At 61.2% G+C, this 13,038-nt stretch carries 12 protein-coding genes; 6 read left to right on the forward strand and 6 right to left on the reverse strand.

All coding sequences use genetic code 11. The annotated features are described in order from the left end of the window. Positions 1-60: 60 nt before the first annotated feature. From dgcA to gbdR, 4 genes are all read right to left on the reverse strand, one after another. Complete coding sequence (gene dgcA / locus ACXMYO_RS11830; RefSeq protein WP_438764907.1) at positions 61-2,133, reverse strand: dimethylglycine demethylation protein DgcA; 2,073 nt, start codon at positions 2,131-2,133, stop codon at positions 61-63. A 15-nt stretch (positions 2,134-2,148) separates the two neighbouring features. Then, positions 2,149-2,679: a DUF5943 domain-containing protein gene (locus ACXMYO_RS11835; RefSeq protein WP_438764908.1), complete on the reverse strand. Its 531-nt coding sequence runs from the start codon at positions 2,677-2,679 to the stop codon at positions 2,149-2,151. Positions 2,680-2,788: 109 nt separating this feature from the next. Continuing rightward, the gene (locus ACXMYO_RS11840) at positions 2,789-3,766 is read right to left on the reverse strand and encodes a membrane dipeptidase (RefSeq protein WP_438764910.1); all 978 of its coding nucleotides are present in this window, start codon (positions 3,764-3,766) and stop codon (positions 2,789-2,791) included. A gap of 265 nt (positions 3,767-4,031) precedes the next feature. Next, entirely contained in the window at positions 4,032-5,183 is a 1,152-nt protein-coding gene (gbdR, locus tag ACXMYO_RS11845) for a choline metabolism transcriptional regulator GbdR (RefSeq protein WP_438764912.1), read from the reverse strand. A gap of 510 nt (positions 5,184-5,693) precedes the next feature. Between gbdR and ACXMYO_RS11850 the strand changes: the two genes are divergently transcribed. Continuing rightward, positions 5,694-6,596, forward strand: coding sequence for an arginase family protein (locus ACXMYO_RS11850; protein WP_457808869.1), 903 nt, complete (start codon positions 5,694-5,696; stop codon positions 6,594-6,596). Positions 6,597-6,661: 65 nt separating this feature from the next. Here the strand turns inward: ACXMYO_RS11850 and ACXMYO_RS11855 are convergent, their stop codons facing one another. Continuing rightward, entirely contained in the window at positions 6,662-7,213 is a 552-nt protein-coding gene (locus ACXMYO_RS11855) for an adenylate kinase (protein ID WP_457808870.1), read from the reverse strand. Positions 7,214-7,333: 120 nt separating this feature from the next. On the opposite strand from ACXMYO_RS11855, the gene ACXMYO_RS11860 reads away from it, so the two are divergent. Continuing rightward, on the forward strand, positions 7,334-9,001 hold the full coding sequence (locus ACXMYO_RS11860) for a PQQ-dependent sugar dehydrogenase (RefSeq protein WP_457808871.1): 1,668 nt from the start codon (positions 7,334-7,336) through the stop codon (positions 8,999-9,001). A gap of 61 nt (positions 9,002-9,062) precedes the next feature. Here ACXMYO_RS11860 and ACXMYO_RS11865 read toward each other — a convergent pair whose 3' ends face one another. Further along, on the reverse strand, positions 9,063-9,443 hold the full coding sequence (locus ACXMYO_RS11865) for a S24 family peptidase (RefSeq protein ID WP_438764917.1): 381 nt from the start codon (positions 9,441-9,443) through the stop codon (positions 9,063-9,065). Between the two features lie 246 nt (positions 9,444-9,689). Here ACXMYO_RS11865 and ACXMYO_RS11870 point away from each other — a divergent pair, with 246 nt between their 5' ends. From ACXMYO_RS11870 to ACXMYO_RS11885, 4 genes are all read left to right on the forward strand, one after another. Further along, the gene (locus ACXMYO_RS11870; protein WP_457808872.1) at positions 9,690-10,142 is read left to right on the forward strand and encodes a LexA family protein; all 453 of its coding nucleotides are present in this window, start codon (positions 9,690-9,692) and stop codon (positions 10,140-10,142) included. Beyond that, positions 10,139-11,434 carry a Y-family DNA polymerase gene (locus ACXMYO_RS11875; RefSeq protein ID WP_457808873.1) on the forward strand — a complete coding sequence of 432 codons (1,296 nt, stop codon included), beginning with the start codon at positions 10,139-10,141 and terminating at the stop codon, positions 11,432-11,434. The genes ACXMYO_RS11870 and ACXMYO_RS11875 overlap by 4 nt, the downstream gene beginning before the upstream one ends. Next, complete coding sequence (locus ACXMYO_RS11880) at positions 11,431-11,688, forward strand: hypothetical protein (protein ID WP_438764923.1); 258 nt, start codon at positions 11,431-11,433, stop codon at positions 11,686-11,688. Before ACXMYO_RS11875 ends, ACXMYO_RS11880 begins: the two co-directional genes overlap by 4 nt. 108 nt (positions 11,689-11,796) lie before the next feature. Beyond that, a complete protein-coding gene (locus tag ACXMYO_RS11885) occupies positions 11,797-12,579 on the forward strand; it encodes a phospholipase D-like domain-containing protein (RefSeq protein WP_457808874.1) in 783 nt (260 codons plus the stop codon). The last annotated feature ends 459 nt before the right edge of the window (positions 12,580-13,038 follow it).

A 13,038-nucleotide genomic window follows, 5' to 3' on the forward strand; every position in this document is an offset into this window, starting at 1 on the left:
CAAGGAACGAACGTCACGGACCCTGCGGCCCGTGACGCTCGGCTTACAGCGTTATTGTGATCAGAAGTCCTTGCACAACCGCAGCGCATCATAGATGGCGGCATGCGTGTTGCGCGGCGCGGTGCAATCCCCCAGACGGAACAGCACGAAGCCGTCACCGCTCTCGGACAGGCAGGGCTGCGGCTCGATGGCATAGAGGGCTTCGATGTCGATCTGACCCTTGTTGCGCGAGCGTTCCTTGAGGGCGTAGTAGAGCGCCTCGTCCGGACGGACCCCGTTTTCCACCACGACCTGATCCACGACCCGCTCTTCCTGGGCGCCGGTGTACTCGTTTTCAAGCACCGCCACCAGCGAATCGCCCTCGCGATAGACCTTATGCAGCGCCAGATCCGAGGTCATGATCACCTCTTTCTCGTACAGGCTGCGGTAGTAGGTCGGGAACGTCGTGCCCCCGACCGCGGCACCGGGCTTGATGTCGTCGGTGACGATTTCGACCCTTGAACCCTTGTCGGCCAGATAGTCGGCCGCCGAGACACCGGAAAACTCGCAGATGGTGTCAAAGATCAGCACGTTCTTGCCGGGCTCGACGCTGCCGTCGAGGATGTCCCAGGTGCTGACGACCAGGCTTTTGCCCTTGTCCTCGTCATAGCCCCACTCCGGGACCTGCGAGAGAAACGGCTGCCCGCCGGTGGCCAGAATCACGACATCCGGACGCAGATCGGCAATGGTGGCCTCATCGGCTTTCGTGCCCAGGCGCTGATCCACTTCCAGCCGCGTCAGCTCCAGCTGATACCAGCGCGTAATACCGGCAATCTGGTCACGCTGTGGTGCTTTCGAGGCGATGGTGATCTGACCGCCAATCTGATCCTTTGCTTCAAACAGCGTCACGTCATGGCCGCGCTCGGCGCAGACACGCGCCGCTTCCATACCACCGGGGCCACCGCCGACCACCACGACCTTGCGTTTGGTGCCTTCGGTCTTTTCGATAATGTGCGGCAGACCCATGTATTCACGCGAGGTGGCCGCGTTCTGGATACACAGGACGTCGAGACCCTGATACTGGCGGTCGATGCAGTAGTTGGCACCGACGCACTGTTTGATCTGGTCGACCTGGTTGTTCTTGATCTTGGCAATCAGGTGCGGGTCGGCAATGTGGGCACGCGTCATGCCGACCATGTCGACATAGCCGCCTTCCAGAATGCGCTGCGCCTGGTTGGGGTCCTTGATGTTCTGGGCGTGAATGACCGGAACACTGACCACTTCCTTGATGCCCGAGGCCAGATGCAAAAACGGCTCCGGCGGGTAGGACATGTTGGGGATGACGTTGGCCAGGGTGTTGTGGGTATCACAGCCCGAGCCCACCACACCGAAATAGTCGATCTTGCCGGTGGCGTCATAGTAGGCCGCAATCCGCTTCATCTCGTCGTGATCGAGACCGTCGGGATGGAACTCGTCGCCGGTGATGCGCAGGCCGACCGCGAAGTCGTCGCCGACCTCTTCGCGCACGGCCTTGAGCACTTCCATGCCAAAGCGCATGCGGTTTTCAAAGGTGCCGCCCCACTGATCGGTCCGCTTGTTGACGCGCGGGCTCCAGAACTGGTCGATCAGGTGCTGGTGCACGGCCGAGAGCTCAACGCCGTCAAGGCCGCCTTCCTTCGCGCGGCGTGCGGCCTGGGCGAAATCACCGACGATGCGCCAGATCTCTTCTTCCTCGATCGTCTTGCACGTTGAGCGGTGAACCGGCTCACGGATGCCCGACGGCGAGACCAGCGTCGACCAATTGAAGCCGTCCCAGCGGGAGCGACGACCCATGTGGGTGATCTGGATCATGATCTTGCCGCCATGCTTGTGCACGGCATCGGCCAGATTCTGAAAGTGCGGGATGATACGGTCGGTCGACAGGTTGACCGAGCTCCACCAGCCCTGGGGGCTGTCGATGGAGACCACCGAGGAGCCGCCGCAGATACACAGACCGCAGCCACCCTTGGCCTTCTCTTCGTAGTACTTGACGTAGCGGTCGGTGGTCATGCCGCCGTCGGTGGCGTGCACCTCGGCATGCGCCGTGCTGACCACGCGGTTACGAATGGTATGCTTGCCGATCTGGATCGGCTTGAACAGTGCCTCGAATGCCATATCAAAGATCCTCGGTTACGCGGGCGTGACAACAAACAGACCGTGATCGTGGCCCTGCTGGGCGCCACTCTGGGTCTGTACGGCAACGGTGCGCAGATCACTGCCACGGGCGCTCAGAATCTGATCCATGGCGCCGGCAAACCAGCCGGTGAACATGTATTCGATATTCCGATCCACCTTGCCCATCTGGTAGACAAACGCGCTGTGCTCGAGTCGCACGCGCGCCGTGCCGGCTTCCAGATCGATCTCTTCAGTGATGAAAAGCCCCCAGCCGCGCTGGGACAGGCGCTTCATGTAGTGCTCGAAGACGTCAACGCCTTCCAGACCATGAAGCTCGGCTTCCTTCTCGCACCAGTGCCAGGCACTCTTGTAGCCGGCGTGATAGAGAATTTCGGCGTATTTTTCGGCACCCAGGGCCTCTTCAATGGCCATGTGGTTGTTGACGAAGAAATGACGCGGTACGTACAGCATCGGCAGGGCATCGGTGGTCCAGATGCCGGTTTCACTGTCGACTTCAATCGGGAGTTCGGGCGCTTGTTTCGTCACGGTCGTCTTCCTCAAACTTGTCATTATTCAGGGGCCGTCTCGACCCTCGGGGAGCGGCAGGAGGGCAGGCCCGGGCGGCGGTTCAGGCACCGCCCGGGCCCCTGGCGGCTTATTCGCCCCAGACATCCTTCAGGGTTCTGACCCAGTTCTCGCCCATGATTTTTCTGACCTGAGGCTCGCTCAGGCCGCGCTTCAAAAGCGCCTCTGTCAGATTGGGGAATTCGCCAACGGTACGAATGCCCTCGGGATTGATGATCTTGCCAAAGCTGGTCAGGCGGCGGGCATAGCCCTTGTCATGGGTCAGCCACTCGAAGAAGTCCTGGCCGTGGCCCTGGGTGAAGTCGGTACCGATGCCGATGGCGTCTTCACCCACGATGTTCATGATGTATTCGATCGCTTCGCAGTAGTCGTCGATGGTTGAATCGACACCGTTTTTGAGAAACGGCGTGAACATCGTGACGCCCACAAAGCCGCCGTGATCGGCGATGAACTTGAGCTCTTCGTCGGACTTGTTGCGCGGGTGCTCCTTAAGCCCGGACGGCAGGCAGTGGGAGTAGCACACCGGCTTTTTGGATTCGAGGATGACTTCCTGAGAGGTGGTCGCACCGACGTGGGAAAGGTCACACATCATGCCGACGCGGTTCATCTCGGCGACGATTTCGCGCCCGAAGCCGGACAAACCGCCATCACGCTCGTAGCAGCCGGTACCGACCAGGTTCTGGGTGTTGTAGCACATCTGCGTGATGCCCACGCCCAGTTCCTTGAAGATCTCGACGTAGCCGATCTGGTCTTCAAAGGCGTGCGCGTTCTGGAAACCGAAGATGATGCCGGTCTTGCCTTCTTCCTTGGCGCGGGTAATGTCAGCGGTGGTGCGCACCGGGCGAACCAGATCGCTGCACTCGTCCATCAGCTTTTTGGTCGACACGATGTTATCGACCGTGGCCTTGAACCCTTCCCAGACCGAGACGGTGCAGTTGGCTGCGGTCAGACCGCCGCGGCGCATGTCTTCCAGAAGCTCCCGGTTCCATTTGGCGATGATCAGGCCATCGATCACAATGGCGTCGTCATGCAGTTCGGCAGGGGTCATGGTCAGGCTCCAGATTGTGGCTAATGCGAGGAGCATATCCCTGCCCCGGCTTCATCCGACGCCTGGAAACGACGGGGAAAATTCCAAAAGCGTCATGCCCTGCCAAAGAGCGACGCCACCGTCATCGGGCCGCAAACAAAATGACCCGCCCCGAAGGCCGGCCATGACCGTGCATCTCCTGCCTCTGAAGAACAGACACAAAAAAGGAGCTGCCCCGGTCGGGGCAGCTCCCTTGATGGAGCCTGACGGTTGAACCAGCCGGACGTCAGCGCGTCAGCGGCACGCTGGCAAAGGTCGGCTCGCCCTGGGCGTAGACCAGCGACATCATCGCACTCGACATGGGCTCGCTGGAGGCCGGCTCTACCGCCACGATCTTGCCCTGCTGCAGGGCAGTCGCGGCGCTGGCATTGCGGCCATACCAGACATTGCTGCCCGAGCGCTCGCCTCTGGGCGGCACGCCAAAGTATTCGCGATAGCACTTCGAGAAGTGAGGGGTAGACACAAAGCCGCAGACCGAGGCCACCTCGATGATCGACAGCGATGTCTGCTTCAAAAGCTGACGCGCCCGTACCAGCCGCAGCTTGAGGTAGTAACGTGACGGCGAGCAGTGCAGGTAGCGCTGGAACAGCCGCTCCAGCTGGCGCCGGGAGACGTTGACGTAGCGGGCCAGGGTATCCAGCTCGATCGGCTCTTCGAGGTTGGACTCCATCAGCGCCACGATCTCCAGAAGCTTGGGCTGGGTCGTCCCCAGCACGTGCTTGAGCGGCACACGCTGGTGGTCCTGCTCGTTGCGCACCCGCTCGCAGATGAACATCTCGGAGATGCCCGCCGAGAGCTCGTGACCATGATCGCGGGCGATCAGGTTGAGCATCATGTCCATCGGCGCCGTACCGCCGGAGGCCGTGAACCGGTCGCGGTCGATCGAGAACAGTCGCGTGGTCAGCGCCACGTTGGGGAAGGCTTCCTGCATGGAAGCCAGACACTCCCAGTGAATGCTGGCCTCGTAGTGATCCAGCAGCCCCGCCCTGGCCAGTGCCCAGCTGCCCGTACAGATGGCGCCGATGCGTCGCAGCTGACGCGACTGTGCCTGCAGCCAGTGCGCATGCTCTCGCGTGACACTGTGCTGCGGCGCAACGCCGCCACAGACCACCACCCAGTCAAGCGACAAGGGCACGGTGATCGAGACATCAGGCGTCACCTGCAGACCGTCACTGGCACGCACCGGCGAGCCGTCATGAGTCAGGGTGTACCAGCGATACAGCTCACGCCCGGCCAGCTGATTCGCCATGCGCAGCGGTTCAATCACCGAGGCCAGCGAAATCAGCGTAAAGTTATCAAGCAATAGGAAACCGATGGTTTGCGGCGTGCCCAGGCCGCCGGCTCCCGCTACAGGGCCTGCCTTGTGGTCAGGTAACATGTCGTCATGCCTCCTCAACTTTTCCTGCTTTTGTAATTGTTTTGGCAGACTCGTCTGCGATCTGTTGAAAGCACGGTTGCCATGGCATTCATGATGCCTCATCCCGGCTACAACAGTCGCCTCTTAAATTGTCGCTAACAGACACGTATACACGGTTTTATGGACACTGTATCGCCCTCCGTTAGTTGAAAGCGTCGCTCTCGAAACAGTCGATGTCGCACGGAAAAGGCATCCATGACGCTCGGACACCGGACGCGACACGGGGTTACAGACAAAGGGTGGCCACTGACAAAGACGGCATCGTTACCCAAGGGGGTAGCCATCGGAGGCAGGCAAGGGCGTTATACGGGATAGAGGGAGGCACCAAGTAGAGACGTTATGTGTGGGCTATTGTCATTCATGACGATACATTATATGGCGTAAAACAAAGACAAACGTTATCGCGTTGACAGCTTGATGTTGATAACGCGTAACGATTCAAATGAATCAATCAGAGGCGCTTTAAGTGTAATGAAAGTCATTCTGGCGCCCTCCAACCTTGGCCTGAGTCCACTGCGCCCCGAGCATGAGCCGGGCACATGGCGCTCTCCATCAGCGCTGATGGCCGCAGGTCTTCTCGATGCAATCGACGCAACCGACGTGATCGAACTCCCCCGCCCCGTATATTCTGCGGCTCCCCAGGCGGGAACACGATTGCTTAATGGCTATACCATGCGGGCTTTTAATCTCAAGCTTGCCGATTTGGTATGTCGATGCCACCAGCAGGACGAGTTTGCACTCGTCATTGGCGGAGACTGCTCTGTTTTGCTTGGCGCGCTCGCTGGAATGTGTCGAATGCACAGGCTCTCGCTACTACACATCGATGGACACAGTGATTTCCGTCACCCCGGCAACTACGACGCGGAGCAAAGCCTCGGAGCCGTGGCAGGGATGGATCTTGCTTTGGCAACAGGACGAGGTGAGGCGCTGGGCACCGAATGGCCCGGGGTCCTCGGCCCTCTGATTGAAGATAGCCACGTTATTCAATTGGGCGAGCGTGAAAATCGGGACACGGACTTTGCGTGGCCGGATATCAACGAGACCGCCATCACCCGGATCGACGTCTTTGAGGCCAACCGGTTGGGGCCTGCAGGTGTTATTGAGCGCATCAGCCAGGCACCGGGGCTGCTTTCTGACAAGAAACTCTGGATACACTTTGATGTAGATGTTCTGGATCAGGCCACCATGCCTGCTGTGGATTGCCCAGGTACACCCGGCATCGCCCCGGAAGCGCTCATCTGTATCCTGAACAGGTTCGCGCCAGATCCCCGCTGCATCGGGATGACGGTTTCCGTATTCGACCCTGACCTTGATCCTGAAGGACACTACGCCTCAAGGATTGTCGAAATTCTATCTCGGATATCCTTTAGATAAGCATACGGCATCACACCTGCATGCTGTGTTAGCTACCAGTACCATCATAATCGGCCGGGAGCACATCACTCCTTGCGTTCGTCTTGTCCGGTAATGACTCGAACAAACCGATCGATTTCATCTCGGCGGCACAGCCGTACAAATCGAATATGCCGGTAGCGTGGGTCCGCCATGGTCGTGACGTAACGTCGGCGATTGTGTCGCCAGGTGCTCAATGTCCAGAGCAAAATCGAATCCCGGCTGAAAAAGCTCTTTTTAAAGCTTTCCCGGTTGCCGGTGCCGGGCCATAGCTCCTGCTGCGTCCAGGCGCGATGCACGGCCCGGGTAATAGCCTGGCTCATCGTGCGCCAGAACCCGGTATCGACCCAGATCACCATGTCCACGTCGCGCCACTTGATGGCGCGGGTGCGATCAAGATTGCCGTCCAGCACCCAGCCGGGCGAGCTGGCGAGCACCTCCTTGACCTCTGCCAGAAACTGCGCATCAGGCTTTTCCTGCCAGTTAGGCAGCCAGAGAAGCGCGTCCATTTCGATATAGGGCAGCGACAGCGCCTCACTCAGTCTGTGCGCCAGCGTACTCTTGCCAGCGCCGGTCGTGCCGACCACGTTGATCTTCATTGCGTCTTTCCTCCCGACCCTTGCTCCCGAACAGGGCGCTCAAAATATCAGACTGCGACCGGGGCAGCCTTTTGCCGTCGCCTGCCGCCTTAAACCCGAGCTGAGGAAAGCAGGGTACGCTTGAGGCCATCAAAGGGCAGCGGCGGCCCCGCCTCTGTCACCCACCGCGGCTCAAGGGTCAACACCATGCACAACCGGCCTGCCTGGCTTACCACGACGATTCACTTCGCCATCGCCCTGCTTATCGGAACGCTTTTGGGCAGCATCGTACAGACCCAGATGAACCTGGCGGCACTGCAACAGATGGGTGTGGATATCCCGGTCATGCAGCGCCTGACGACTACCCTTGGGGATCTGGTGAGGTTCGCCCCCGTCTATGCCGCGCTTTTCTCGGTCGGCTTTGTCATCTCTCAGGTCGCGGCGCTCTGGGTTTCGCGACGTCTCTGGAACGGCCATCACCGCCCGGTGCTCTGTGCACTGTTTGCCATGGCGGCGCTGTGGGCCACCTTCCATATCGTCAATCATTTCGCGCCCATGCCCACGCTGATTGCGGCCACCCGCACCGCCGCCGGCATGATCGCCATGCTGATCAGCGCCGGTATCGCCGGCGTAGTGCTGGGGCTGTTGAGAGGCACCCGTCATCAGCGCGCCCCTGCCAGAGCGGCCAACACGATGGCAGTGGCCCTGCTGGCAGCAGGTACGGCCGGTATGGCGCCCACGACGGAGGCACTGGCGCAGCCCGAAGCCGCCGACTACCGGATCGACACCGTCGCCGAAGGGCTGGAGCACCCCTGGTCGCTGGCCTTTTTGCCCGACGGCCGCATGCTGGTCACCGAGCGCCCCGGGCGGCTGCGGCTATTGAGCGCCGAGGGCGAGACGCTCACCGCCTCAATTGACGGCGTGCCGGCGGTGTTTGCCTCGGGCCAGTCAGGGCTTTTCGATGTGCTGCTGTCACCGGATTTCGAGCAGGACCGCACGCTCTATCTTGCCTATTCATGCGGCACGCAGGCGGCCAATCACGCCTGTCTGAGCCGGGCGCGCCTTGCCGATGACGGTCTTGAGCAGGTCGAGGAGATCTTTCGGGTGGACCCGGCCAAGCGCGGCGACGCTCACTTTGGCGGCCGCCTGGCGTGGCTGTCGGATGGCACGCTGATCCTTACCCTCGGCGATGGTTTTGACTACCGCGAGCAGGCCCAGAACACCGCCAATCACATCGGCACCATCGTGCGCCTGAACGCCGATGGCAGCGTTCCGGCGGACAACCCCTTTGTGGGTGACGACACCGCTCGACCCGAGATCCTGAGCTACGGCCACCGCAACGTGCAGGGCCTGGTGGTGGATAGTGACGACCGCATCATCATGCACGAGCACGGCCCCAAGGGCGGCGACGAGATCAACATCATCGTCCCGGGCGGCAACTACGGCTGGCCGGTCGCGACCACCGGTCTGGATTACACCGGCGCTCGTGTAACGCCTTTTGACGAGTATCCCGGCATGCAGTCGCCGCTGTATGAGTGGACGCCCTCGATCGCGCCTTCGGGCATGACCCTCTACGACGGCGCGCTGTTCCCTCAGTGGCAGGGCGACCTGCTCGTCGGCGCACTGGTCGATCGCGAAGTGCGCCGCGTGACGCTCTCGGACGATGGTACTCAGGCCGAAGACGTCGAAGGGCTCTTTGGCGAACTCGATGAGCGCATCCGCGATGTCCGCACCGGCCCGGAAGGCGCGATCTATCTGCTGACCGATAGCCCCGAAGGGCGTGTATTGCGGGTGATGCCGGCGGATTAATCAGCGCACTTGATCACCTGTCAGCGTGGCCGGCCGAAGCCCGGTGGCCACGCTCGACGGCTCAATACACCGCCCGCACCTGATGCGACACCACCCCCGCCACCGCTACGTTGGTCAGATCCCCCGTCCACAGCTGCCCGTCAAGGCCTTCCAGCACGGGCAGATTGATGCGATGGGCATAGCGATAGACATACAGCGCCTCATCGAGTCTTACCACCACCAGCACGCCATCACGCAGTGACAGCAAGGGATCGACGACCAGCCAGTCGCCCTCCTGCCAGGGCGCGGCGGCGTCATCGTCCTGTACCACCTCCGCCAGAAAGGTGGCGTACCCGTGCGGGGCAAAAAACTGCTGCCAGCGCTCGGCGGCCGGGTTGTAAGCCAGGTCCTGCTCGCCCTTGGGCACCATGGTGGGCATGGGCATTCGATACGCCACGCGCATGCGTGATCCTCCCGGGTTAAAGAAAAGTGCTGGCGTCAGTGGCCCGGCCGAATGGGCTAAAAGGGCCGCCGTGCCGTGTCTGGACGCGCACAGCTGAAGTGTAGCGGGCGCTGATCATTATTCGCTGGCGGGTACCATCTACCCTCATCGTTTGGTCGAATAACGCCCCTTCCAGGATAGAAGCACCGCCGCGTTATGCTGTATACATATACAGCACTTTGACATTCACCAACGCAGGCAACCGGCATGCTTCATGTCACCCGAATGCGCTCGCTGGCGATCGACCCGCCGCCGCGCAGCATCCCCTGGGCCATTTATCACGTGCGCGGCGGCATCAGCGGCTTCCCCTCGCCCGCGCAGGATTACGACGCCCGACGCATCGACCTCAACGAGCAGCTGATCCCGCGGCCGACCTCGACGTTTTTGTTCACAACGCACGGCGATTCGATGCAGGGCCCGGACGGTTCGGGAATCTATGCCGGTGACCGGCTGCTGGTGGACCGCTCGATCGAGGCCGGCCACGGCGATATCGTCATCGCACTCGTGGATGGCGAGATGATCGTCAAGGAGCTGCGCTGCCGCGGCTGCCCACCGGCGCTGCACTCCGCCAACCCGTGCTACATGCCCATTCCCCTGCGCGACGCCGACTACCAGATCTGGGGCGTGGTCACCGACATTCTGCGGCGGGTACGGCGATGACGGCACTGATTGCTCTGGTCGACTGCAACAACTTCTACGCCAGCTGCGAACGGGTGTTTCGCCCGAAGCTGCACGGCGTGCCGGTCGCCGTACTTTCCAACAACGACGGCTGCGTGATCGCCCGCTCCCAGGAGGTCAAGGCGCTCGGCATCGCCATGGGCACCCCCATGCATCACCTCCCCCGCGCGGCGTTTGATCACGGCCTGGTGCTCTGCTCCAGCAACTACGAGCTCTACGGCGACATGAGCGCCCGGGTGATGGCCACCCTGGGCGAGTTCACGCCCCGCGTTGAGCCCTACTCGATCGACGAGAGCTGGCTGGACCTTGCCGGTTTCGACCGCGCCGCCCTGCCCGCCCACTGTCAGGAGATGCGCCGGATCGTCTACAAATGGACCGGCATTCCGGTCTCGGTGGGCGTGGCCCCCACGCGCACGCTGGCCAAGCTCGCCAACCGCCACGCCAAAAAGCATGGCGCCGCCCGGGACGTGTTTATCATCGACGACGCCGACAGCCCCGACACGCTTGCCTTGCTTGCGCGCACGCCGGTCGGCGAGGTCTGGGGAATCGGCGGGCGCGTCACCACTCGACTGTATGAGATGGGCCTTCACACCGCGCTGGATCTCGCCCGGGCCGACCCCAAATGGATACGCCGGCGCTTCTCGGTGGTCGTCGAGCGCACCGCGCGGGAGCTGGCCGGCACCCGCTGCATCGACATGAACGACGCGCACGACAGCAAAAAGCTGATCATGACCAGCCGCTCGTTCGGGCAGATGACCGCCGACCGCCGTGAAGTGGCAGAGGCCGTACGCGCCCACGCCGCCCGCGGCGCCGAAAAACTGCGACGCCAGCAAAGCCTGGCCTGCGCGCTGCGGGTCACGCTTCGAACCAACAAGTACCTGCCGCATCTGGCGCAGGACCACGACAGCATGACCGTGGCGCTGCCGAACCCGACCGACAACACCTTCGAAATCGTGCGCGCCGCCCAGCGCGCCCTGCAGCGGCTCTGGAAGGACCGCGGCATTCGCTATCAAAAGTGCGGCGTCCAGCTGATGGACCTGATCGAGGCGACCGGCCAGCAGCTCGACGTGTTCCAGCCCCCGCAGCCCGACGCTGATAGAGACAAAAGCGACCGGCTGATGTCGGCGCTGGATCAGCTCAACGGCCAGTACGGGCGGGGCACGGTCACCGTCGGCGTACAGCGCCAGAACGCACCGTGGCAGCTGCGCAGCAACCACCGCTCGAAGCGCTGGTCGACCCGCTGGGACGAACTGCCCACCGTGAGGCTGCAATGACCACCGCCTACCGCCCCTTCGAGACGCACAAGCAGGCGCTGACCTACGGCGCCGCCACGGCCGCGATTCTGCTGGTGCGCCGGCCGGACAACCGCGGCTGGCACGGCGCGATTGAATGGAACGACGAGCGGATCTGGATGGAGCCCATGCCGCGTAACGACCAGACCGAGCGGGCATGGCTCGAGGTCGAAAGCTGGGCCATGCGCACCATCACGGTCATGGCGCAGCATCAGCCCGTGTTCAAACCGGGGTGATTGACGTTGCAAAAGAGCAGGCCGGGCACTGATTGGCCGCCAGCCCCCATCAAACATGGCCCATCCCGACGATCACAGGTAACATGCTGATTTTTTGAGCATTTCCTGATGACGTTTTTGCATTACCAGCTGGCTATTTTTGTCTCGGTGCTGTGTCTGACCCGGCTTCATCGCCGGCTGGGCATTGTCGCCGCCATCGGCTGGACGCTGTGGTCGGTGCTGACGCTTGAATGGCCTGTTCTGATGGCCGTACAGACCTTCACCGCCTGGATCAGCTGGTACGGCACCCGGCGTTTTCTCAAGCAGAAAGCGCGAGCCGGCAATGGGACTCGAACCGCCGACAACAAGTCAGCCCCCGTCACCAGAAGCACCGCGACCAAAAACCACCTGGTACAGGGCCGTGATCATCACAGTGAACTGACCCACGCGCTCCAGACGGCCAGAAAGGAACTGATGATCGTCTCCGGCTGGTTATCCGACCGGGTCGTGAACGACCGGTTTTGTGAACTGCTGGCAAGTGCCCTCAAGCGCGGCGTCAATGTCCATGTTGCCTATGGCGCGAGTGACCGGGACGGACAGCACAAACTGTCGGATACGGCGCTCAGAGCATTGGGCAGTTTGAAAGAAACAGGCAGGCAGAGTCGCAAGGGCCGGCTGACCATTGTGGATCGCAAGACGCACGAGAAGTGTCTGATTGTGGATAAACGCTACGCCATCGTTGGCAGCTTCAACTGGCTGGCCAATGCGCACTACCGGGACAGGGAAACCAGCATCAGGACCCATGAAAGACGCGTGGTGAGGGAGCTGATGACGTCGTGTAAGGGTGGTGAGACGAGGAGTACGGAGGTTTATGGTGGAATTGAAGGAAAACGTAGGGCCACGCGGGATTAGCGTCCTATTCTTTTAGCAGATGGTGCAGCTGCTTGGCATCATCGATTGCAGATTGCACACACGAAACAGGAGTTGTCGGCTGCCTTTTGGCAATACATGCCGTCCGCACATGAGGGGCCCTCAGTCAAGGAAGGCTGCGGCAATGTAGTAGCTGTTTTGAGCTGGACCGCCATGTACCGCATCTATGTTCAACACTCTACTTAGACTAAAGTACATTTTACTGAAAGGTAACTTTTTGTATATTCTGGTTTCAGGCTAGGCGCTTCGCCTAGGTGCTCTTTAAAATGAATGATTGCTCCAAGGTTCGGAAAGCAAGATTGCTTAACGGCAATCGACCCTAAAGTATGTAGTTGAGGGTCCTTCGTCCCCGCAAAACAGCGGCAGCCTACGAATCGGCTGGCAAGCGACGTGAAACACTGCTCCGCAGTACCGCGTCAACGGCCAAATAATTCGGAAATT

The organism is Kushneria sp. EE4 (assembly GCF_977968315.1).

What these genes read in the sequence shown, in the direction of transcription:
- dgcA (WP_438764907.1), bottom strand. Translation starts at nt 2,133, where the DNA reads ATGGCATTCGAGGCACTGTTCAAGCCGATCCAGATCGGCAAGCATACC.
- ACXMYO_RS11840 (WP_438764910.1), bottom strand. Translation starts at nt 3,766, where the DNA reads ATGACCCCTGCCGAACTGCATGACGACGCCATTGTGATCGATGGCCTG.
- gbdR (WP_438764912.1), bottom strand. Translation starts at nt 5,183, where the DNA reads ATGTTACCTGACCACAAGGCAGGCCCTGTAGCGGGAGCCGGCGGCCTG.
- ACXMYO_RS11850 (WP_457808869.1), top strand. Translation starts at nt 5,694, where the DNA reads ATGAAAGTCATTCTGGCGCCCTCCAACCTTGGCCTGAGTCCACTGCGC.
- ACXMYO_RS11855 (WP_457808870.1), bottom strand. Translation starts at nt 7,213, where the DNA reads ATGAAGATCAACGTGGTCGGCACGACCGGCGCTGGCAAGAGTACGCTG.
- ACXMYO_RS11865 (WP_438764917.1), bottom strand. Translation starts at nt 9,443, where the DNA reads ATGCGCGTGGCGTATCGAATGCCCATGCCCACCATGGTGCCCAAGGGC.
- ACXMYO_RS11870 (WP_457808872.1), top strand. Translation starts at nt 9,690, where the DNA reads ATGCTTCATGTCACCCGAATGCGCTCGCTGGCGATCGACCCGCCGCCG.
- ACXMYO_RS11875 (WP_457808873.1), top strand. Translation starts at nt 10,139, where the DNA reads ATGACGGCACTGATTGCTCTGGTCGACTGCAACAACTTCTACGCCAGC.
- ACXMYO_RS11880 (WP_438764923.1), top strand. Translation starts at nt 11,431, where the DNA reads ATGACCACCGCCTACCGCCCCTTCGAGACGCACAAGCAGGCGCTGACC.
- ACXMYO_RS11885 (WP_457808874.1), top strand. Translation starts at nt 11,797, where the DNA reads ATGACGTTTTTGCATTACCAGCTGGCTATTTTTGTCTCGGTGCTGTGT.